Origin of the sequence: Subtercola boreus (assembly GCF_003399635.1) — a bacterium.
Taxonomy (GTDB): domain Bacteria; phylum Actinomycetota; class Actinomycetes; order Actinomycetales; family Microbacteriaceae; genus Subtercola; species Subtercola boreus_B.
On sequence record NZ_NBXB01000029.1, the window covers coordinates 275130 to 295702 of the forward strand.

The window sequence follows — 20573 nt, forward strand, 5'->3', positions numbered from 1 at the left end:
AACCTACCTGAGGCTGGCGAGGTCACTGAACGATCATGACGGGCGGGCACCCGTGGAGCCGATGAACGTCATTCGACGGTGGTCGCGACCCGGGCGATCGCGAGGAAATCGTGCACGGTGAGAGCCTCACCGCGGGCAGTGGGGTCCTGTCCGGCGGCCTCGATGACCTGTGCGGCAGTCGCCGCGCTGCCGAACACGCTCGACAGCGACTGTCGCAGCATCTTGCGACGCTGCTGGAAGGCAGCGTCGACCAGTTCGAACGTGGCGAGCCGCAGCTCCTCGCTGGCGAGGCTGGTGCTCGAACGCTCGAACGCGACCAGCACCGAGTCGACGTTCGGCACGGGCCAGAACACCTGCCGACTGACCTGGCCTGCCGTTCGCCAGGTTCCGTACCACGACGCCTTGACACTCGGGCTGCCGTAGACCTTCGATCCGGGGTCGGCCGCGATGCGGTGCCCCACCTCGGCCTGCACCATCACCACGCCGCTCTGGATGCTCCAGAAGTGCTCGAGGAAGTGCAGCAGCACGGGCACAGAGACGTTGTACGGCAGGTTCGCCACCAGCCGGGTCGGCGCCCCGGGCAGTGACATGATGCGCATCGCGTCGTCGCGGATGACGGTCAGTCGGGCATCCGGTTGCAGCACCCCGACCGTGAGCGGCAGCTGTTCGGCAAGACGCTTGTCGATCTCGACGGCGATCACCTCAGCGCCCACCTCGAGGATTCCGAGGGTGAGTGAGCCGAGCCCGGGACCGACCTCGACCACGGTCTCACCGGGCTGCACGCCCGCGATCCGCACGATGCGTCGCACCGAGTTGCCGTCGATGACGAAGTTCTGGCCGAGTTTCTTGGTCGGGGTGAGGTTCAGCAGCTCGGCGAGGTCTCGGACCTCAGCCGGCCCCAGCAGCGCCGCGCGTTCGTCGGTCATCAGTCGGCCCACTCGGGCAGCACGACGGGTTCGGCATTCCACGACCCGTAGACGAGTTCGGTGTTCGACGAGATCTGCGCCGCGAGCATCGACACGTCGGTGCCGAGGTGCTCGGCCATAGCGCGGAGGGTATGGGGAATCAGGTAGGGCGCGTTCGGCCGGCCGCGGTTCGGCGTCGGCGTGAGGAACGGCGCGTCGGTCTCGACCAGCAGCAGGTTGCGCGGAGCGACTGCCAGCGCATCCCGGAGCTTGCCCGCATTCTTGAAGGTCACGGTGCCGGCGAAAGACATGTACCACCCGTTCTCGGCGCAGATGCCGGCCAGCTCCGCGTCGCCGGAGAAGCAGTGGAACACCGTGCGTTCGGGGGCGCCCACCCGCCTCAGCGTCGCGATCACTTCGGCGTGCGCGTCCCGGTCGTGGATCTGCATCGCGAGGTTGTTCTCTTTGGCCATCTCGATGTGGGCCTCGAACGAGCGGTACTGCGCCGCGAGGGCCTCGTCGCCCGACGTGCGGAAGAAGTCGAGCCCCGTCTCACCGATCGCCGCGACGCGGGGGCGCGTCGCGAGCTCGGCGATGACCGCGAGCGCGTCGTCGAGGCCGCCCGCGAGGTCGTACACGGGCGCCTCGTTCGGGTGCAGTGCGACGGCGGCGAGCATCCGGGGCTCGCGGAGAGCCTGCTCGGCCGACCAGCGTGAGGTCTCGACGTCGCCGCCGACCTGCACGACACCGCGGACGCCGACACTGGATGCCCGGTCGAGGTGCTCACGGTACGTCAACGTCTCGCCCTCGTGACCGTCTGCGATCTCGAGGTGCGTGTGGTTGTCGTAGACGGGAACGGTGAGCGGCTCCGGAAGCGGCGGGTAGCTCAGGTCGCGGCCGGGCGACGGGTCCCGTTGCCGGATGAAGGGCTGGTCGGCGCTCTGCCCGGCAGGCGGCCCCCCGTCGGTCACGCGGCGCCTTCGATGGTCTCGACCCGCGGGAACAGCGGGGCGAGGGCTTCGACGCGGCCGACGCCCTGCCAGTCGTAGGCCTGGCGGATCGGCACGTCGGCGATGTCGCCGACACCGCCGAGCGCCTGCCAGAGCTTCGTCGTGGCCTCGGGGATCACGGGCGACAGCAGCACGGCCAGGGTGCCGACGCCGTGCACGACGGTTGCCAGCACCGTCTCGAGACGGGCGCGGTCTTCGGGGTTCTTCGACAGCTTCCACGGCTCCTGCACGGTGATGTACCCGTTCAGCTGGTCGACCAGCTGCCAGATGCTCGTGAGGGCGTCCTGGATGGCGAGCCGCTCGATCGCGGCGTCTGCTTCGGCGACCACCGTGCGCTCGAGTGCGCGAAGGCCCTCCTCCGCGTCGGTGAGGGTGCCGGCATCCGGAACCCGGCCGTCGACGTACTTGATCACCATGGCGATCACCCGCGATGCGAGGTTGCCGAAGCCGTTGGCAAGTTCGGCCTGGTAGCGGGCCGAGAGGTCTTCCCAGCTGAACGAACCGTCCTGACCGAAGGTGATGGCGCTCATGAAGTAGTACCGGAACGCATCCGAACCGAACGTGTCGGTGATCTGGTTCGGGGCGATGCCGGTGAGCTTCGACTTCGACATCTTCTCGCCTCCGACGAGCAGCCAGCCGTGGCCGAAGACCTGTTTGGGCACGGCGAGCCCGGCGGCCATCAGCATCGCCGGCCAGATGACGGCGTGGAAGCGGGCGATGTCCTTGCCGACGATGTGGGTGGCCGGCCAGAGCTCCTCGAAACGGGCGTCGTCACTGCCGTACCCGGCCGCGGTGATGTAATTCAGGAGCGCGTCGAACCAGACGTAGACGACGTGCGTGTCGTCCCACGGCACCTTGATGCCCCAGTCGAACGACTGGCGGCTGATCGAGAGGTCGTTCAGTCCGCGCCGGACGAACGCGACGATCTCGTTGCGTACGCTCTCGGGCTGGATGAACTCCGGGTTCGACTCGTAGAGATCGAGCAGCCGGTCGGTGAAGTCACTCATCCGGAAGAAGTAGTTGCGCTCCTGAAGCAGCTCCACCGGCTTGGAGTGGATGGCGCAGACCTGCACTCCCTCGTACTGGCCGGTGCCGTCGACCAGGTCGGTGGGCTGCTTGTACTCCTCACAGCCCACACAGTAGAAACCCTCGTAGTCGCCCGTGTAGATGTAGCCGGCATCGAAGAGGCGCTGTAGGAACAGTTGGACGTTCTTCTCGTGCCGCTCGTCGGTGGTGCGGATGAAGTCGTCGTTGGAGATGTCGATGGTGGCCAGCAGCGGCTGCCAGGCCGTCGCCACGAGGCGGTCGGCCCACTCCTTGGGCGAGACACCGTTGGCGGTGGCCGTGCGGAGGATCTTCTGCCCGTGCTCGTCTGTACCGGTGAGGAACCACGTGTCGTCGCCCGCCTGGCGGTGCCAGCGCGCGAGCACATCCGACGCCACCTCGGTGTACGCGTGCCCGATGTGGGGCACGTCGTTGACGTAGAAGATGGGGGTGGTGATATAGAACGAAGAGCCGTCGGACATGCTCCTCATCTTAAGGCGTGCCGGGCATCCGGGCCGCCGTGTTACCGCGGCTGGGGATAACCCGGCAGATCGGGCGCCTGTGGGCGAGAAGACGCGCCTGGGGCCGTACCGGCGGCCGTGCCGGATGCTCGCCCAGCCAGAGCCGCCTCGTACAGGTCGCGCTTGCTGAGCCCCGTCGCCTCGGCGATGGCCGCGGCGGCATCCTTCAGCCGGGTGCCGTCGGAGACCAGCTCCCGCACCTGGGCCAACCCGGTCTCGAGTGTGACCTCCAGCGCGGCAGCGCCAGCAACGACCAGCACGATCTCACCCTTGACCCCGGCCGCAGCCCACGGCACAAGCGACGCCGCCCCGCCCCGCCGCACCTCCTCGTAGAGTTTCGTGAGCTCCCGGCACACCGCGACGAGCCGCGCATCGCCCAGCACCGAAGCGATGTCGGCAAGCGAGGCCGCGAGCCGGTTCGGCGACTCGAAGAACACCATCGTGCGCCGCTCCCGCACGAGCTCGGTCAGGGTCGACACCCGCTCCCCCTGCTTCCGCGGCAGGAAGCCCTCGAACGTGAACCGGTCGGTAGGCAGCCCCGACACCGCGAGCGCCGCCACGACGGCCGACGGACCCGGGATGATCGTGACATCAACCCCCGCGGCGACAGCCGCCTGAACGAGGTGGAACCCCGGGTCGGAGACAGTAGGCATTCCAGCATCGCTCAGCACCACGAGGTCGGTCGTGCGAGCCAGCTCCACGAGCTCGGCCGCCTTCTCCCGCTCATTGTGGTCGTGGAGGGCCAGCAACCGCGGCCTGTTCTGGACGCCGAGCGCACGCAGCAGTTTCGCGGTGACCCGGGTGTCCTCGGCCGCAACCACCTCGGCGGCCTCGAGGGTCTCGACGAGACGCACGGAGGCATCCTTGAGGTTGCCGATCGGGGTGGCGGCGAGGATGATCATCCTCCCAGTGTCGCACCGCTGCCCCTTCTCCGGTGTGGCGGTGCGCCCGGGTGGCTGTGGCGGTGCGCCCGGGCGGCCCTCGGGGTTCGCACCAGTACCATGGGGCGGGTGAGCCCAGCGACCGACTCCGTACCCCCCGCGCCAGCCCCGTTGGCCGCCGACGCCCCGACGCGCCCCGAGGGCCCCCGCGGAAGCCGTCTCGACACGTGGTGGGCCGCCCTCGTGAGCACCCCGGCCCGGCAGCGGGCCTGGCGCTGGGGCGGGCCGATCGCCGTCACGCTGGTCGCCGCGATCCTCCGGCTCTGGAACCTCGGCGACCCGCACAGCCTGGTCTTCGACGAGACGTTCTACGTCAAAGACGGCTGGTCGCTGCTGCACCTCGGCTACGAGGGATCCTGGCCGTCGACGCCCGACCCGGCCTTCAACGCCGGCGACGTGAACACATACACCGACAGCCCCACCTATGTCGTGCATCCACCGCTCGGAAAGTGGATCATCGCCCTCGGGCTCGCCGTGTTCGGGGCTGAGAACAGCTTCGGCTGGCGCGTCTCGGTGGCGGTCTGCGGCATCCTCGGCGTGCTGCTCATCTCGATGATCGGCACGAAACTCTTCCGGTCGACGCTGCTCGGCACCATCGCCGGATTCCTGTTCGCGATCGACGGGCACGCGATCGTGATGTCGCGGGTGGGCATTCTCGACGGCATCCTGATGCTCTTCCTGCTGCTCGGTTTCGGCGCGTTCCTGCTCGACCGCGAGTGGCATCTGAAACGGTTGGCTGAGCGGATAGCCGCGAGCGAGCGGGAGGGCAAAGAAGTGCTCTGGGGGCCCGCGATCTGGAACCGGCCGTGGCTTTTGGCCGCCGCCGTCGCCCTCGGCCTCGCCACGGCGGTCAAGTGGTCGGGCCTCTACTTCCTTGTCGCCTTCGCGCTCTGGACCGTTCTGGTGGATGCCCTGGCGAGACGCCGCGCCGGCCTCCCGTTCTGGATCAGCGCCGCCATCCTCAAACAGGGCCTCGCGTCGTTCGTGCTGCTGGTGCCGGTCTACCTCGCGAGCTACCTCGTCACCTGGACGGGCTGGTTCACCAGCACGAACGGCTACTACCGCAACTGGGCGCAGACCGATGGAACGCCCTGGGCCGGCGGGCTCGCCTGGGTGCCGCTGACCATCCAGAACTTCTGGCACTTCGAGGTGAGTGTCTACAACTTCAACGTGAACGAACACTCACCGCACCCGTATGCGGCCAATCCGTTCACCTGGTTGTTCATGATCCGGCCGACGCAGATGTACGTGAACACGATCAGCGACGGCACAGGCGGTTGCGGCGAGCAGACCTGCTACGAGAACATCACCTCGGTCGGCAACGCCGCGATCTGGTGGGCCGCGACGGCTGCCATCTTCTTCCTCGTCTACCGTCTCATCCGCAAGCGTGAGTGGCAGGTCGGCATCATCCTGATGGGCATGGTCGGCGGCTACCTGCCCTGGTTGCTCTTCTCGGGCCGCACGATCTTCCAGTTCTACACGATCGCGTTCGAGCCCTACATGATCCTCGGGTTGACGTTCGTGATCGGCATGGCCCTCGGGCGACGAACGGATGCCCGGCGAAAACGGGTCGCGGCCCTCTGGGTCGTGGCCGCCTACCTGCTGCTCGCGGTGGCGGTGTCGGTGTTCTTCTGGCCGGTCTGGACGGCGCAGCCTATACCCGGCTGGCTGCTGACGCTGCACTACTGGCTGCCGTCGTGGCGGTGAACGGGGCGGCGAACGGGGCGGTGAGCCGGGCGCCCGCGTCGCGCTTCCCCGGCCCGCGCTGGCTGCCCGGGTTCGTCGTCGCGGGGGCGGCGGCGCTCATCGCGTTCCTCCTCCACCTCGTTGTGCCGGCCATCCCTCTGCTCACCGCGGCGGTCGGGCTCGGGATGATCGTGGGCCAGATTCCCGCCACGCAGCGGTTGCTCGATACGGTCCTGAAGCCCGGTATCGCGATGGCTGCGCGCCGGCTGCTCCGGATCGGCATCGTGCTGCTCGGCCTCAAACTCTCGCTCTACGACATCGCCGGCCTCGGCTGGCCGACCATCGTCGTCATCGTGCTCGTCGTCGGAATCACCTTCGCAGCGACCTTCGGTTTCGGCCGGCTGCTCCGCCTGCCCGGCACCCAGCCGATCCTGATCGCCGCCGGCTTCTCGATCTGCGGCGCCTCGGCGATCGGTGCGATGAGCGCGGTCACCCGCAGCAAGGACGAGGACCAGGCGACTCCTGTGGCCCTGGTCACGCTCTGCGGCACCCTGGCGATCTTCATCCTGCCGGCCCTCCGCTTCCCGCTGGGACTCGACGACGCCGACTTCGGCCTCTGGGTCGGGCTGAGCGTGCACGACGTGGGCCAGGTCGTCGCGACCGCCCAGATCGCCGGGCCCGTCGCTCTCGCCGTAGCTGTCGTCGTGAAGCTGACGCGCGTGCTGACCCTCGCACCGATGGTCGCGATCGTGGGCTTCGTCGAGCGCGGTCGCGATCGCCGGGCACTGCGGGCCGAGGAGCAGGACCGGTCGGCGCGGCTCGCACGCCTCGCCGCCGGAACGGCCAGCGACTCCGATGCTGCCATCGCGGCAGAGGAGGGCACCGACGAATTCAAGCGCTCCGCCTCCGCCGCGGCATCCGCTGCCCGGGCGAAGCGCCCCGCGATCGTGCCGCTGTTCATCGTGGGATTCCTGGCCGCGGTGCTGGTGCGCACCTTCCTGCTCGGCGACGAGACCGTGGCCGCCCCGGTGCTCTCGGTGGCGGACACCGCGCAGACCATCCTGCTAGCGATGGCCCTGTTCGGGCTGGGCTCGAACATCCGTTTCGCCGCCCTCGCCCGCACCGGCTGGCGAGCCCTCATCGTCGGCCTCGCCTCGTGGCTCCTCATCGCGGTGCTGTCACTCGCGGCGGTCGCGCTCCTCCGCTGAGCGCTCCGCTCCGCCGCCCCGTGCACAATTCAGGCAGGCGGCTCCCCCGTCGAACATCTCGACACGACGGGCCCCTGTGCCTGAATTGGGGTCCAGCGCGGCAGACGGCCGGCGGGGCCCTCGCCGGCAGTGGGCGGAGCGACGAGTCAGCCCGCGGGGTCAGCCCGCGACGGGCGCGCCAGTCGCGGCGGGTGCTGCCGCATCCGCATCCGCGTCCGCGCGCGCCGCGTATGCCGCCACCAGCTCGCGCTTCAGTACCTTGCCCGACGGGCCGAGCGGCAGCGCCTCCACGATGTCGATGTGGCGCGGGTACTTGTAGGCCGCGACATCCTGCTTGACGAACTCCGAGAGCTCGTCGACCGTGGCCGAAGCGCCCGCCGCGAGCACGATCGAGGCGACGATCTCCTGCCCGTGCGTCTCGTGCGGCACGCCGTAGACGGCGACCATCGAGACCGCCGGATGCCCGGCCAGCACCTCCTCGACCTCCCGCGGGTACACGTTGTAGCCATTCCGCAGGATCATGTCCTTCGTACGGTCGACGATCGTGAGGTAGCCGTCCTCGTCCTTCCGGCCGAGGTCGCCGGTGCGGAACCAGCCGTCCACCATCGCCTTCGCCGTGTCCTCGGGGCGGTTGTGGTACCCGTTCATGAGATTGTGGCCCCGGATGACCAACTCCCCGAGCTCGCCGGTCGGCAGCAGCACGATGGTGTCGGCCGTGTCGGCATCGGCGATCTCGACATCCACCCCCCAGATCGGCGTGCCGATCGTGCCTGCGCGGGGCGGCACCCCGACCACGTTGAACGTGGCGACGGGTGAGGTCTCCGTGAGGCCGTACCCCTCGTGGATCTCGGTGCCGAACAGCTCCTTGAAGCGGTTGATCACCGCGACGGGGATCGCCGCACCGCCCGAGATGCCGTAGCGGAGCGGCGGCCGGGCCTCCGTGCGGGTCGCGGCATCCAGAAGCGCGATGTACATCGTCGGCACACCCATGAAGATCGTGCACTGCTGCTCGTTCATCACCCGCAGCGCGGTGTCCCCGTCGAACTTCGGCACCATCACCATGGTCGCTCCGGCGCGGAAGACCGTGTTCATCGTGCAGGTCTGCCCGAACGTGTGGAACAGCGGCAGGGCGCCGAGCACCTTGTCATCCTCCTTCATGTCGAAGGTCGTCAGCAGCGACACGTTCACCTGCTCGACGAGGGCCAGGTGCGAGCCCTCAGCCCCCTTGGGCGTGCCCGTCGTGCCGCTCGTGTAGAGGATGGTCGCCGTGTCGAACGGATCGCGCTGCACATACGTGTCGATCGGAACGGACGCCCGAGCCTCGTCCTCGAGCCGCGGCGGCAGCTCGGGGTTCGCCTCAGGCAGCAGCACGCTCAGCACCGGCACACCGGCGAGCCCCGCGCCCTTCGCGCCCTCAGCCAGCAGCGGGGCTGCGCAGACGAGCAGCTCGGCGCCACTGTCGCGGAGCACGTACTCGATCTCCTTGCCCTTCAGCAGCGCGTGGATCGGCACGACGACCCCTCCGAGAGACAGCACCGCGTAGTAGATCCGGGGAAAGTCGGCGACGTTCGGAATCAGCATGGCCACGGCCGTTCCCGGGCCCACACCCCGGTCCCGCAGGGCTCCGGCGTACTGGCGCGTCTGCTGCCAGAGCTCGGCGTAGGTGGTCTCGGTTGGGCCGACCACGATCGCAACGTGGTCGGGTGTTCGTCTCGCTGCTTCGACCAGGATCGAGGCAACGGACATCGTGGCAAAACCTGTACTCATGAAGCGCTTCTCTCAGTCGGCATTGACGTGCGTCCAGCTTAGATCGGCAGTCTCAGAACTGCCTGCGAGACCCGCGGCGTCACATTGCGTAGCAGGGGCCTCCGGAGGGCATTCGTGACGATAGCCTCCGGTAGTTTGGAGGCTATGGCAGATCGCGAATACGGTTTCAGGACTCGGGCAATCCACGCAGGCAACATCCCCGACGAGGTGACCGGCGCCCGCGCGCTGCCGATCTACCAGACGTCGGCGTTCGTCTTCGATGACACGGCGGATGCCGCGGCCCGCTTCGCCCTGCAGAAGTACGGCAACATCTACAGCCGGCTCGCGAACCCGACCGTCGCTGCCTTCGAGGAGCGCATCGCCAGCCTCGAGGGCGGGCTCGGCGCTGTCGCGACCGCCAGCGGGCTCGCCGCGCAGTACATCACCTTCGCGTCGCTAGTCGGCGCGGGCGACCACATCGTGTCATCTGCCAACCTGTACGGCGGTTCGATCACGCAATTGGATGTCACGCTCCGCCGTTTCGGCGTCGACACCACCTTCGTTCGGAGCTCCGACCCCGCCGACTACGCCGCAGCCATCACCGACAAGACGAAGCTGATCTTCGCCGAGACCGTGGCGAACCCCTCGGGCGAGATCGCCGACATCGAGGGGCTCGCCGAGGTCGCCCACGCCCACGGCATCCCGCTCATCATCGACTCCACCATCGCCACTCCGTTTTTGAACCGGCCCATCGAGTGGGGAGCCGACATCGTCATCCACTCGGCCACCAAATTCCTCGGAGGCCACGGCACTACCCTCGGCGGCGTTGTCGTCGAGAGCGGCCGGTTCGACTGGCACAGCGAGAAGTTCCCGCTGTTCGGCCAGCCCGTGCCGAGCTACGGCGGCCTCGAGTGGTCGGGCAACTTCGGCGAATACGCCTTCCTGACGAGGCTCCGCGCCGAGCAGCTCCGAGACATCGGCCCCTCCCTCGCCCCCCACTCGGCCTTCCTGCTAGCGCAGGGCGTCGAGACGCTGCCGTTCCGCATGCAGGCGCACATCGACAACGCGCGGATCGTCGCGGAGTGGCTCGACGCCGACCCCCGCGTCGAGTACGTCAACTGGGCCGGGCTCCCCGGGCATCCGCACTACGAACGTGGCCTGAAGTACCTGCCGAAGGGTCCGGGTTCGGTCTTCAGCTTCGGTGTGAAGGGCGGCCGGGATGCCGGACGCACGTTCATCGAATCCGTCGACCTGGCGAGCCACCTGGCGAACATCGGCGACGCCAAGACCCTCGTGATCCACCCCGCGTCGACCACCCACGCCCAGCTGAACGAGCAGCAGCTCGTCGAGGCGGGCGTGCTGCCCGGCATCGTGCGGATCAGCGTGGGAATCGAAGACCCCGAGGACATCGTCTACGACCTCGACCAGGCACTGACGAAGGCGACGGAAGGTCTCTCATGACGCTCACCAACGACACCCCCAACGAGCTCGTGACGGCCCAGCTCTCGAACGGCCTGACCTGCTCGGTGCCGTCATCGTCACCCCTCGCGAAGCTGCTGAATTCCCAGCGCACCTGGGTCGGCCCCGATGCGAAGGCACGCCTGAAGATCCTACGGACGGCGAAGTCGATCGCCATCGTAGGCGCGTCGCCGAACGCCGCGCGCTCGAGCTACTTCGTGGGTACCTACCTCCTGTCGTCGAGCGACTACCGCGTCTACTTCGTGAACCCGAACGCGAAGGAGATCCTCGGGCAGCCGGCCTACCCGGATCTCGCCTCGCTCCCCGAGGTGCCCGACATCGTGGACGTGTTCCGCAAAGCCAGTGACATCCCCTCGGTGATCGACGACGTCATCGCGAGCGGGGCGAAGACCGTCTGGGTGCAGCTCGGCATCTGGAACCAGGAGGCGGCAGAGTACGGCGAGAGCAAGGGACTGACCGTCGTGATGGACCGTTGCATCAAGGTCGAGCATGCCCGCTTCCACGGCGGGCTGCACCTGCTGGGGTTCGACACTGGCCAGATCTCGGCGCGCAAGACCCTTCGCTAGGGCGCAACGGTCACGAGGCCGATTGTTACGCGTCCGTGACATTCACCCCCAATGTTCAGGTCGATGTCACTGGTCGCCGATAGCGTTGTGTCCGTGATCATCGCACCCGGTTTCCTCCCCGCAGCTGCCACGCGCTCCGCCGTGCCGGCCATGGTGTCGACCCAGTGGCTCTGCGATCACCTCGGCTCCGACACGATGGTGGTTCTGGATGCCCGGGGCTTCGGTCTGCCCGACGACCTGTCGGAGGCGCGTTGCACGCGCATCCCCGGTGCCCTGTTCGCCGATCGGTTCAGCGTGGACGAGGCCTCTTTCCACAGAGTGGCTGAGCGCCTCGGCATCACTTCCGGTGCCACGGTCGTCGTCTACGACAGTGGCACAGAGAGCGCACCCGGGGTCACGTCGCCCGCCCTTCGCCTGCAGGAGGCGTTCGGCACTTTCGGCTACGAGCGCGTGAGTGTGCTCGTCGGTGGCTTCCTGAAGTGGAACGCTGAAGAGCGCCCGGTCGAGTCCGCTGCGGACTCCGCGGCGGCCTGACGGCTCTCCCCGCAGCCGATCCCCCGCAGCCGATCTTCAGCCGTCGGACTGCAGCCGCACCATGAGCTCGAGGGCGGCACCGAACCCGATCGGTCGCGACAGTGCGTCGGGGCCGAGAGGCGCAAGCGCCCGCACCGCCACGCGCCGGTAGGACTCGCCTCCGGTCTCGAGGTGCACCAGGTACGCGGCACGGGCCGCAGCACTGTTGCCCGACGGATACGCCCCCTCAGACACATCCCCTTCGAGCAGCAGACCGCGGGCCGCCAGCACCGGATCGCCGCCGCCGGGAACGGCGAACGGGGAGCCCTCGGCTGTCGGCGCGATCACCGTGTCGAGCAGGTCCGCGCCCGCTCGGCTGTAGCGCGTGTCGCCAGTGGCCGTGCCGAGCTGCAGCAGGGCCGTGGCGAACATTCCGTAGTCTTCGAGCGTCGCCGGAGCCTCCGAGACGCGGCCGCCGAGCGACGCGCGCACCAAAGTTCCGTCGGAGCGGAGATGATGCTCGAGCAGATAGTCCGCTGCACGCCGGGCAGACCCGATCAACGCACTGTCGCCGAACGCCGTTCCCGCGTGCGCGAGTGCGCCGATGGCGAGACTGTTCCAGCCGGTGAGGATCTTGAGATCGAAAGCCGGGGGCTCCTCTCCCGCGCGCTGCTCGCGATCGAGTTCGTAGTACCCACCCTCGGTGCGGACGCCCGCAACGACACTTTCGGAATCCTGAGCAGACGCGAAGCCGCCCTCTGGCTGCTGCAGGTGGCTGACAAGGTATCCCGCGATTCCGAGGGCCGTGGCTCGCGCCCAGCCGTGGCCCGCGCCATCCGCGCCGCCCCCGCCGTCGGCGCCACTGCCGCCGCCCGCACCGCCGGCACCGCCGGCACCGCCGCCGCCTGCAGCTTCTCCCGCACGCTCCGCTGCCTCGTGCTTCTCGGCAGCAGTCGTGTACGCGTCGAGCAGCAGTGCGTTGTCGTAGAGCATGCGCTCGTAGTGCGGCTCGCTCCAATCCTGCCGGGTCGCGTAGCGGAAGAAGCCGCCCTCCACAGGATCGCGGAGCGGCGAGCCCGCCATGGCTCGCAGCGTGCGATCGGCCAGGGGGGCATCCATCGCCTGCAGGAACTGTAGCACCGGTGCCACCGGGAACTTCGGCGCGGTGCCGAACCCCCCGTGCTCGGTGTCCTCGTAGTCGTCGAGTTCGTACACCACCTGGGCCAGCTCCCCGGCGGTGGGCAGCTCGAGACTCATCTCGGAAGTGGTCTTCGCTCCTGCCTCGGCGAGTGCCTGCACCAGCTGGCCCGCGGTGCTCTCCACGTCGTCGCGTCTGCTCCGCCAGGCCTCCTGCACCGCATCCAGAACCTGCTGGAACGACGGATTGCCCTGCACGGCCACCGGCGGGGAGTAGGTTCCCGCGAAGAACACCCGGCCCTGGGGGGTCGCGAACACGTTCAGAGGCCAGCCGAGGTTCTGGGTGAAGGCACCAGCGGCCGCGAGGTAGACCGCATCGACCTCCGGATGCTCCTCCCTGTCGACCTTGATGGCGACGAAACCGTCGTTGAGGGCGGCTGCGAGAACGGGGTCGCTGAAGCTCTCCCGGGCCATCACATGGCACCAGTGGCAGGTGGAGTATCCGATCGACACCAGCACCGGCACGTCGCGGCGCACCGCCTCGGCGAAGGCCTCCTCCCCCCAGGGGAACCAGTCGACCGGGTTGTCGCTGTGCGAGCGGAGGTAGGGGCTTATCGCGGCGGCGAGTCGGTTGGCCATGCTCCCAGCGTACGTGCCCGGTCCCGCGGCCGAGCGTCGCTTGTAGAATGGAACGCCCATGATTCCTGAGTCGATCCACTTTCCGCCCGAGCTTCCCGTCAGTCGACTCCGCGACGAGATCGCGCGCACCATCGAGGCGAACCAGGTCGTCATCATCGCCGGCGAGACCGGATCGGGCAAGACAACCCAGATCCCGAAGATCTGCCTGCAGCTCGGCCGCACCAGCATCGGGCACACCCAGCCCCGGCGCATAGCGGCACGGACGATCGCCGAGCGCATCGCCGAAGAACTGGGGCAGGAGGTCGGCGACCTCGTCGGGTACCAGGTGCGTTTCACCGACAAGGTGGGGCCGAACACCCGCATCAAGCTGATGACCGACGGCATCCTGTTGAACGAGATCCACCGGGACCGTCTGCTGAAGAAGTACGACACGATCATCATCGACGAGGCGCACGAGCGGAGCCTCACAATCGACTTCCTGCTCGGCTACCTGCGGGAGCTCCTGCCGAAGCGCCCCGACCTGAAGGTCATCGTCACGTCGGCGACGATCGACCCCGAGAGCTTCTCGAAGCACTTCGGCGGCGCACCGATCATCGAGGTCTCCGGCCGCACCTTCCCCGTGGAGGTGCGCTACCGCCCGCTGGTCGCCGACGGTGGGGTTCCGGATGACGTCGACGATGTCGACACCAGCACTGCCACCGCCGACCGCGACCCCCTGGACGCGGTCAACGAAGCCCTCGACGAGCTCGCCCGCGAGGGCGACGGCGACGTATTGGTGTTCTTCTCCGGCGAGAACGAGATCCGTGACGCCGAGGAATCTATTCGGGGCCGGCTGAACTCCGGCGGATCCGCCTCGTTGGGTTCGGCCACCGAGGTTCTGCCGCTCTACGGGCGGTTGAGTGCTGCCGACCAGCACAAGGTGTTCCAGAAGGGGAGCACCCCGGGCATCCGGCGACGCATCGTGCTGGCCACCAATGTGGCGGAGACGAGCCTCACGGTTCCCGGAATCAAGTACGTGATCGACACCGGCACAGCTCGCATCAGCCGCTACAGCGTGCGCTCGAAGGTGCAGCGGCTGCCCATCGAGGCGATCTCGCAGGCATCTGCCAACCAGCGTGCGGGCCGGAGCGGGCGCACGAGCGACGGGATCTGCATCCGCCTCTTCTCGGAGGAGGACTACCTCTCCCGGCCCGAATTCACCGAGCCGGAGATCCTCCGCACCAACCTCGCAGCGGTCATCCTGCAGATGATCTCGCTCGGCCTCGGCGACATCGCCTCGTTCCCCTTTCTGCAGCCGCCGGACTCCCGCGGCATCAAGGACGGCCTCGACCTGCTGAGCGAACTGGGCGCGATCAACGCCCCGGGTGCGACCTCGAACAAGCCCGGCGCGCCCGTGGTGCCGACCCTCAGCCGGGTGGGCCGCGATCTCTCGCGGATGCCCATCGAACCCCGTTTCGCGCGGATGGTCATCGAGTCGAAGAACCACAACACGAGCCGCGAGGTGATGGCGATCGTGGCCGGCCTGACTGTGCAGGATCCTCGCGAACGCCCGCTCGAGAAGCGCCAGCGCGCCGACGAGTTCCACGCACGGTTCACCGACCCGACCAGCGACTTCCTCACGCTGCTGAACCTCTGGAACTACGTGGAGGAGAAGCAGCGGGAGCTCTCGTCGAGCGCATTCCGGCGGCTCTGCAAGGCCGAGCACCTGAACTACCTGCGGGTGCGGGAGTGGCAGGACGTCTTCCGGCAGCTCCGTCAGCTCAGCAGGCCGCTGGACCTCGTGATCGGCGAGCCGTCGGTCGACCCCGACGGTATCCACCGTTCGCTGCTCGCCGGCCTCCTCTCGCACATCGGCCTGAAGGATGTGGCGAAGAAGGACTATGTCGGCGCCCGCCAGACCCGGTTCAGCCTGTTTCCCGGTTCTGCGCTCTCGAAGAAGCAGCCGAACGCCGTGATGAGCGCCGAACTGGTCGAGACGAGCAGACTGTTCGCCCGGATGAACGCCTCGATCGACCCCGCCTGGGCGGAGACGCTGGCGGGCGACCTGTGCAAACGGAGCTATTCCGAGCCGCACTGGGAGAAGAAGCAGGGTGCGGTCGTCGCCTTCGAACGGGTGACGCTCTATGGGGTGCCGATCATCCAGAAGCGGCGCGTGCAGTTCTCCCGGGTGGATGCGGCCTACGCCCGCGAACTGTTCATCCGCCACGCTCTGGTCGACGGGGACTGGGAATCGCACCACGCGTTCGACCGGGAGAACCGGCGCTTTCGCGACGAACTCGCCGAGATCGAGGAGCGCAGCCGCCGCCGCGACCTGCTCCTCGACGACGAGGCGGTGTTCGAGTTCTATGACAAGCGTCTTCCGCGGGACGTCAACACCGCCCGGAGCTTCGACGGCTGGTGGAAGAAGGCCCGCCACGACACCCCCGCTCTGCTGAGCATGACCGTCGAGTCGCTGCTGCCGGACGGCGCTCCGGAGATCGACGAGTCCCAGTTCCCCGCAGCCTGGCAACAGGGCGACCAGCAGCTCGCGCTGTCGTATCGCTTCGAGCCGGGCTCGGAAGACGACGGAGTCACCGTGACGGTTCCGCTGGCGCTGCTGCCACGGCTCGAGCCGACAGGTTTCGAAGCGCAGGTGCCGGGCTTTCGCGAGGAACTCGTCACGGCGCTCATCCGGTCGCTGCCGAAGGCGAGCCGGCGGAACTTCGTGCCCGCGACCGACTGGGCATCGAAACTGCTGGGGGCGCTGCCGGATGCCGCGGACGCCACCGGGAACGGCACCGGGCACGCCGCGCCGTCCGGCGACGACCTGACCTTTCTCGCGTCTCTTGCCCAGACGATGTCGCGTCTGGCCTACGTGCCGGTTGCCGCCTCGGACTTCGATCGCACTCGTCTTCCGTCGCATCTCTCCGTCTCCTTCCGTGTCGTGGATGAAACGGGCAAGACTGTCGCGGCGTCGAAGGATCTGCCTGCACTCCAGGCCCGGTTCCGTTCGGCGGCGCGCGACAGTGTCGCCCGCGCCTCTCGGCAGACCGCCCACGCGCTGGAGCGGAGCGGCCTGACAACATGGGACTCTACGGAGCTGCCGAAGTTCGTGGACACGAAACTCCAGAACAGTGTGATTCGCGCGTATCCGGCCATTGTGGACGAGAAGACGTCTGTCGCCATCCGGCTGATGAGCACCCAGCAGGAGGCCGACCGGCTGAGCCCCGCGGGCATCCGTCGGCTCCTTCTGCTTGCCGTGCCCTCGCCGGTGTCGTATGTGCGCGAGCACCTGAGCCAGAACGAGAAGCTCATTCTGGCCACGAGCCCCTATGCGAGCATCCAGGCCCTCTTCGACGACTGCCTCGCGGCGTGTGCCGACGAGGTGCTCCGAAGCGCGCACCCGACCAGGTTGCTCTACACGCGGGCCGAATTCGAGGCCGTGCGTGACCGTCTGTCAGCCGGCATCATCGATTCGATGTACCAGACAGTGGCGACGGTCGCCGCCACTCTGGCGAAGGCCCGGGACGCTGAACGTGCCCTCAAGACCGTCACGAGCGTCTCTCTGCTGCCCGCGCTCTCGGATGCCCGCGCCCAGCTCGCTGCGCTGATCTTCCCGGGTTTCATCTCGTCCACAGGCATCGTGCAGCTGCAGAACTATCCACGGTATCTGACGGGCGTGGAGCAGCGGATGCAGAAGCTCCCCGACGCACCTGCGCGGGACAGGGCGTGGCTGAACGAGGTGCAGAACGCCACCGCTCGCTACGAGGCCTCGGGGGGCACGCTCCCCCTGCCGAAGGATCCGGCCACGGTGCTGAGCACCCCGATCATCCGGGCCCGCTGGCTGATCGAGGAGCTGCGGATCAGCCTCTTCGCGCAATCGCTCGGCACCGCAGAGCCCGTCTCGCTGCAACGGCTGCAGAAGCTTCTCGCGAGCTGAGCTGAACGCTCGGCAACGGATCGGTGACGGTTCGGCCCCCACGGAGGCGTCCATACCGTCCAACCGGTACACTTGATCTCTTGTGAGTAGCTACGCGAATCTTCTGAAGACCCGGGGTGTCGGCCGGATCATGGCCGCCCAGCTTGTGGCGCGCTTCCCCTTCGGCATGCTCTCGCTCGCCTTTCTGCTGCACATCGAACACGTGCACGGTTCGTACGCGGCGGCCGGGTTGGTGCTGGCCGCGCTGTCGATCGGCCAGGCCATCGCCGGCCCGCTGACGAGCCGCCTGATGGGGCGCTGGGGCATGCGACCGGTGATCACGGGAACGATCATCGTCTGCGCCATCGCCGTCTCGGTGATCGCCCTTGTTCCGATGACCATTCCCCTCACCATGGTCGTCGCCTTTGCCGCCGGGCTCACGATGCCGCCCATCCAGCCGGCCGTGCGCACCATCTACCCGAAGATGGTCAACTCGAAGCAGCTCACTCCGCTGTTCTCGCTCGACGCTTCGGCGCAGGAGATCATCTGGGTCGTCGGCCCCGTCATCACGACCTTCACCGCAACCCAGATCGGCACCGTCGAGGGCATCCTGCTCGCGGTCGCGTTCCTCGTGGGCGGCGGCGCCTGGTTCCTGTCGAGCCCCGAACTCGGCCGGGTGCGCATCCCCCGCAGCCGCAAGCGACTCGGCGCGGTTCTGAAGAAGCCGCCGGTGCTGCTCGCCACCATCGTCGGCTTCCTGCTCGTCGCCGCCTGCGCCGCCATCGAGGCGGGGGTCGTCGCATCGTTCGGGCACGGCGGCGCGGAGGCCGGCATCGTGCTGGCTGTGTTCGCGGTCGGATCGCTCGTCGGCGGGCTCGCGCTCGGCCATGTCGGCATCGGCCCGTGGTCACTCGCGCAGCGCATGCTCGTCGTCTTTGTCGGCACCGCGATCGCCGCGGTCTCGCTGAACGTGTGGTGGCTGGCGATCTTCCTGTTCCTGGCCGGCGTGGGCATCGCTCCCGCCCTCGCGGTGATGTTCTCGATCGTCTCGTCGAGCGTGCGTTTCAGCGAGACGGCCGAGGCCTACGGCTGGGTCGGCACCGGCCAGCTCATCGGTGCGGCGGTCGGATCGGCGCTGGCCGGGTTCCTCATCGACGCCCAGGGTCCCACCGGGGCTTTCATCGTGGCGGCCTGCCTCGCTCTCGTCGGATTCCTCGTGCCTCTCCTCGGGCGACGCTGGCACCCGGACCTCCGCGGCAGGGACGCGAGCCCCATCCCCGACACCGAGCCCTTCGCCGCTGTCACGAGCTGAGCCGCTCGGCACCGGGCGTGTCGCGCCGGGTAGCTCGGCGCCGCTCGGCACGGGCGTGTAGAAGAATGGGGCAATGACGACAGCCCCCTCGATTCCGCTCAACGACGGCCACTCGATCCCCCAGGTGGGGCTCGGGGTCTACAAGGTCACCGACGCTGAGGCCGTGGAGGCGATCGCTGCCGCCTTCGCTTGCGGGTACCGGCACATCGACACCGCTACGCTCTACGACAACGAGGTGGGTGTCGGTGAGGCGGTGAACCGCTCCGGGATCGCACGTTCGGAGATCTTCGTCACGACGAAGGTCTTCCAGGACCGGCACGGCTACGACGAGGCCCGCCGCTCTTTCGACGAGAGCCTCGAACGGCTGAAGCTCGACTATGTGGACCTGTTCCTCATCCACTGGCCCGCACCGAAGCAGAACCTCTATGTCGAGACCTGGCGGGCCCTCGAGAAGATCCAGGCCGACGGGCTGGCCCGATCCATCGGCGTCTCGAACTTCCACACGCACCACCTCGACCGGCTGGCGGCCGAGACCGGTGTGGTTCCGAGTGTCAACCAGGTCGAGCTGCACCCGTGGCTCCCGCAGGCAGAGCTCCGCGCCTACAACGACGCGCACGGAATCGTGACCGAGGCGTGGTCGCCTCTCGCCCGCGGCCGGGTGCTCGGCACCCCCGTTCTCGACGCGGTTGCCGCGAAACACGGCATCTCCCCTGCGCAGGTCGTCATCCGGTGGCATGTGCAGCTCGGCAACGCGGTGATCCCGAAGTCGATCACCCCGTCTCGCATCGCGAGCAACATCGACGTGTTCGACGTCACCCTCGACGAGGAGGACCTCGCGCTCATCGCCAGCCTCGAGACGGGCGAGCGCACCGGTCGCGACCCCGACGACGTCGGCTGACGCACAGCGCTCTGGGAGCCGCGAGCGCTACCAGCGCGAGTGGATACTCTGGCGGAAGTAGCGGTCGTAGATGCGGTGCACGCCGTCGTCGAAGGCCGCCCCGAGAGGAGCGAGGGAACCGGCCTCGGCGTTGCCGGCGGCCTGGCCGGGGTTACGGGCACCGGGGATGACCGTGCTCACGCCCGGCTGCTGCGCGACCCAGGCCAGAGCGGCGGTGGCCGGCGCCACACCTTCGGGCACCAGTTCGGCGAAGGCGTGAGCCGCCTCGACTCCCGACTCGAAGTCGACTCCCGAGAAGGTCTCCCCCACGTCGAAGGCGCTGCCGTCGCGGTTGAAGGTGCGGTGGTCGTTCGCGTCGAAGGTGGTCTCCTTCGTGTACTTCCCGCTGAGCAGCCCCGACGCGAGCGGCACCCGGGCGATGATGCCGACCCCCGCGGCACGGGCGGCGGGCAGCACCTCGTCGAGCGGCTTCAGCCGGAACGCGTTCAGGATGATCTGGATGGTCGCGGTGCCGGGCCGCGCGATGGCGGCGAGCGCCTGGTCGGTCGTCTCGACGCTGAAACCGTAGGCCGCGATGCGCTCCTCGGAGACGAGCGTGTCGAGCGCATCGTAGACGGCGTCGTCGACGAAGACCTCGGACGGCGGGCAGTGCAGCTGCACGAGGTCGAGTGTCTCGACTCCGAGGTTCTGGCGCGACCGGTCGGTCCACAGCCGGAAGTTGTCGAGCACGTAGTTGGAGGCGACCTGCGCCTCGCGGCGGCCCATCTTCGTGGCGACCGTGATCGAGTGGCCGGGATTCGCCGACAGGAAGGTGCCGATCGTCTGTTCGCTCCGGCCGTCACCGTACACATCCGCTGTGTCGAAGAAGGTGACGCCGGAGTCGACGGCCGCATCGAGCACAGCCAGGGCATCCGATTCGGCCACATCACCCCAGTCGGCGCCGAGCTGCCAGGTGCCGAGTCCGATCTCTGAGACGGTGCGGTGGGTTCGGCCGAGTTCGCGTGAGTGCATTCCCCCACCCTAAGGCGGATAACAACCCCATAACCATCTGGGCCGCACGGGCTTGATTC

General features: G+C 68.3%; 15 protein-coding genes. 8 read left to right on the top strand and 7 right to left on the bottom strand.

The window, feature by feature from the left end; all coding sequences use genetic code 11:
- Window positions 1-68 precede the first annotated feature (68 nt).
- The 4 genes from rsmA to rsmI are packed head-to-tail and all read right to left on the bottom strand — an operon-like array spanning window position 69 to window position 4382.
- On the bottom strand, window positions 69-926 hold the full coding sequence (gene rsmA, locus B7R22_RS11220) for a 16S rRNA (adenine(1518)-N(6)/adenine(1519)-N(6))-dimethyltransferase RsmA (protein ID WP_116411810.1): 858 nt from the start codon (window positions 924-926) through the stop codon (window positions 69-71).
- On the bottom strand, window positions 926-1876 hold the full coding sequence (locus B7R22_RS11225) for a TatD family hydrolase (protein ID WP_116411811.1): 951 nt from the start codon (window positions 1874-1876) through the stop codon (window positions 926-928). Before B7R22_RS11225 ends, rsmA begins: the two co-directional genes overlap by 1 nt.
- Window positions 1873-3441 (bottom strand): methionine--tRNA ligase, encoded by a 1569-nt coding sequence (gene metG / locus B7R22_RS11230; protein ID WP_116411812.1) that lies wholly within the window; start codon window positions 3439-3441, stop codon window positions 1873-1875. Before metG ends, B7R22_RS11225 begins: the two co-directional genes overlap by 4 nt.
- Before the next feature lie 41 nt (window positions 3442-3482).
- The gene (rsmI, locus tag B7R22_RS11235; protein ID WP_116411813.1) at window positions 3483-4382 is read right to left on the bottom strand and encodes a 16S rRNA (cytidine(1402)-2'-O)-methyltransferase; all 900 of its coding nucleotides are present in this window, start codon (window positions 4380-4382) and stop codon (window positions 3483-3485) included.
- A 99-nt stretch (window positions 4383-4481) separates the two neighbouring features.
- Here rsmI and B7R22_RS11240 point away from each other — a divergent pair, with 99 nt between their 5' ends.
- Both B7R22_RS11240 and B7R22_RS11245 read left to right on the top strand, forming a co-directional pair.
- A complete protein-coding gene (locus B7R22_RS11240; RefSeq protein ID WP_116411814.1) occupies window positions 4482-6128 on the top strand; it encodes a dolichyl-phosphate-mannose--protein mannosyltransferase in 1647 nt (548 codons plus the stop codon).
- The gene (locus B7R22_RS11245; RefSeq protein WP_437184145.1) at window positions 6119-7315 is read left to right on the top strand and encodes a YeiH family protein; all 1197 of its coding nucleotides are present in this window, start codon (window positions 6119-6121) and stop codon (window positions 7313-7315) included. Before B7R22_RS11240 ends, B7R22_RS11245 begins: the two co-directional genes overlap by 10 nt.
- Window positions 7316-7474: 159 nt before the next feature.
- On the opposite strand, the gene B7R22_RS11250 is transcribed toward B7R22_RS11245, so the two are convergent.
- On the bottom strand, window positions 7475-9082 hold the full coding sequence (locus B7R22_RS11250; protein WP_116411815.1) for a long-chain-fatty-acid--CoA ligase: 1608 nt from the start codon (window positions 9080-9082) through the stop codon (window positions 7475-7477).
- A gap of 144 nt (window positions 9083-9226) precedes the next feature.
- Here B7R22_RS11250 and B7R22_RS11255 point away from each other — a divergent pair, with 144 nt between their 5' ends.
- From B7R22_RS11255 to B7R22_RS11265, 3 genes are all read left to right on the top strand, one after another.
- Window positions 9227-10522, top strand: a complete 1296-nt coding sequence (locus tag B7R22_RS11255) for an O-acetylhomoserine aminocarboxypropyltransferase/cysteine synthase family protein (protein ID WP_116411816.1) — start codon at window positions 9227-9229, stop codon at window positions 10520-10522.
- The gene (locus B7R22_RS11260; protein ID WP_116411817.1) at window positions 10519-11106 is read left to right on the top strand and encodes a CoA-binding protein; all 588 of its coding nucleotides are present in this window, start codon (window positions 10519-10521) and stop codon (window positions 11104-11106) included. The genes B7R22_RS11255 and B7R22_RS11260 overlap by 4 nt, the downstream gene beginning before the upstream one ends.
- Window positions 11107-11199: 93 nt before the next feature.
- Window positions 11200-11640 carry a rhodanese-like domain-containing protein gene (locus B7R22_RS11265; protein ID WP_172582315.1) on the top strand — a complete coding sequence of 147 codons (441 nt, stop codon included), beginning with the start codon at window positions 11200-11202 and terminating at the stop codon, window positions 11638-11640.
- A 36-nt stretch (window positions 11641-11676) separates the two neighbouring features.
- On the opposite strand, the gene B7R22_RS11270 is transcribed toward B7R22_RS11265, so the two are convergent.
- Window positions 11677-13395: a thioredoxin domain-containing protein gene (locus B7R22_RS11270; RefSeq protein ID WP_116411880.1), complete on the bottom strand. Its 1719-nt coding sequence runs from the start codon at window positions 13393-13395 to the stop codon at window positions 11677-11679.
- 58 nt (window positions 13396-13453) lie between these two features.
- Between B7R22_RS11270 and hrpA the strand changes: the two genes are divergently transcribed.
- The 3 genes from hrpA (at window position 13454) to B7R22_RS11285 (ending at window position 19503) form a co-directional block, all read left to right on the top strand.
- Window positions 13454-17314: an ATP-dependent RNA helicase HrpA gene (gene hrpA / locus B7R22_RS11275; protein WP_172582316.1), complete on the top strand. Its 3861-nt coding sequence runs from the start codon at window positions 13454-13456 to the stop codon at window positions 17312-17314.
- Between the two features lie 82 nt (window positions 17315-17396).
- Complete coding sequence (locus B7R22_RS11280; protein ID WP_116411819.1) at window positions 17397-18605, top strand: MFS transporter; 1209 nt, start codon at window positions 17397-17399, stop codon at window positions 18603-18605.
- A gap of 73 nt (window positions 18606-18678) precedes the next feature.
- Window positions 18679-19503 (top strand): aldo/keto reductase, encoded by an 825-nt coding sequence (locus B7R22_RS11285; protein WP_116411820.1) that lies wholly within the window; start codon window positions 18679-18681, stop codon window positions 19501-19503.
- A 27-nt stretch (window positions 19504-19530) separates the two neighbouring features.
- Here B7R22_RS11285 and B7R22_RS11290 read toward each other — a convergent pair whose 3' ends face one another.
- The gene (locus tag B7R22_RS11290; protein WP_116411821.1) at window positions 19531-20514 is read right to left on the bottom strand and encodes an aldo/keto reductase; all 984 of its coding nucleotides are present in this window, start codon (window positions 20512-20514) and stop codon (window positions 19531-19533) included.
- Between the last annotated feature and the right edge of the window lie 59 nt (window positions 20515-20573).

Coding starts and splice junctions, on each gene's coding strand:
- rsmA (WP_116411810.1), bottom strand. CDS start 926: ATGACCGACGAACGCGCGGCGCTGCTGGGGCCGGCTGAGGTCCGAGAC.
- metG (WP_116411812.1), bottom strand. CDS start 3,441: ATGTCCGACGGCTCTTCGTTCTATATCACCACCCCCATCTTCTACGTC.
- rsmI (WP_116411813.1), bottom strand. CDS start 4,382: ATGATCATCCTCGCCGCCACCCCGATCGGCAACCTCAAGGATGCCTCC.
- B7R22_RS11240 (WP_116411814.1), top strand. CDS start 4,482: ATGGGGCGGGTGAGCCCAGCGACCGACTCCGTACCCCCCGCGCCAGCC.
- B7R22_RS11250 (WP_116411815.1), bottom strand. CDS start 9,082: ATGAGTACAGGTTTTGCCACGATGTCCGTTGCCTCGATCCTGGTCGAA.
- B7R22_RS11255 (WP_116411816.1), top strand. CDS start 9,227: ATGGCAGATCGCGAATACGGTTTCAGGACTCGGGCAATCCACGCAGGC.
- B7R22_RS11260 (WP_116411817.1), top strand. CDS start 10,519: ATGACGCTCACCAACGACACCCCCAACGAGCTCGTGACGGCCCAGCTC.
- B7R22_RS11270 (WP_116411880.1), bottom strand. CDS start 13,395: ATGGCCAACCGACTCGCCGCCGCGATAAGCCCCTACCTCCGCTCGCAC.
- hrpA (WP_172582316.1), top strand. CDS start 13,454: ATGATTCCTGAGTCGATCCACTTTCCGCCCGAGCTTCCCGTCAGTCGA.
- B7R22_RS11285 (WP_116411820.1), top strand. CDS start 18,679: ATGACGACAGCCCCCTCGATTCCGCTCAACGACGGCCACTCGATCCCC.
- B7R22_RS11290 (WP_116411821.1), bottom strand. CDS start 20,514: ATGCACTCACGCGAACTCGGCCGAACCCACCGCACCGTCTCAGAGATC.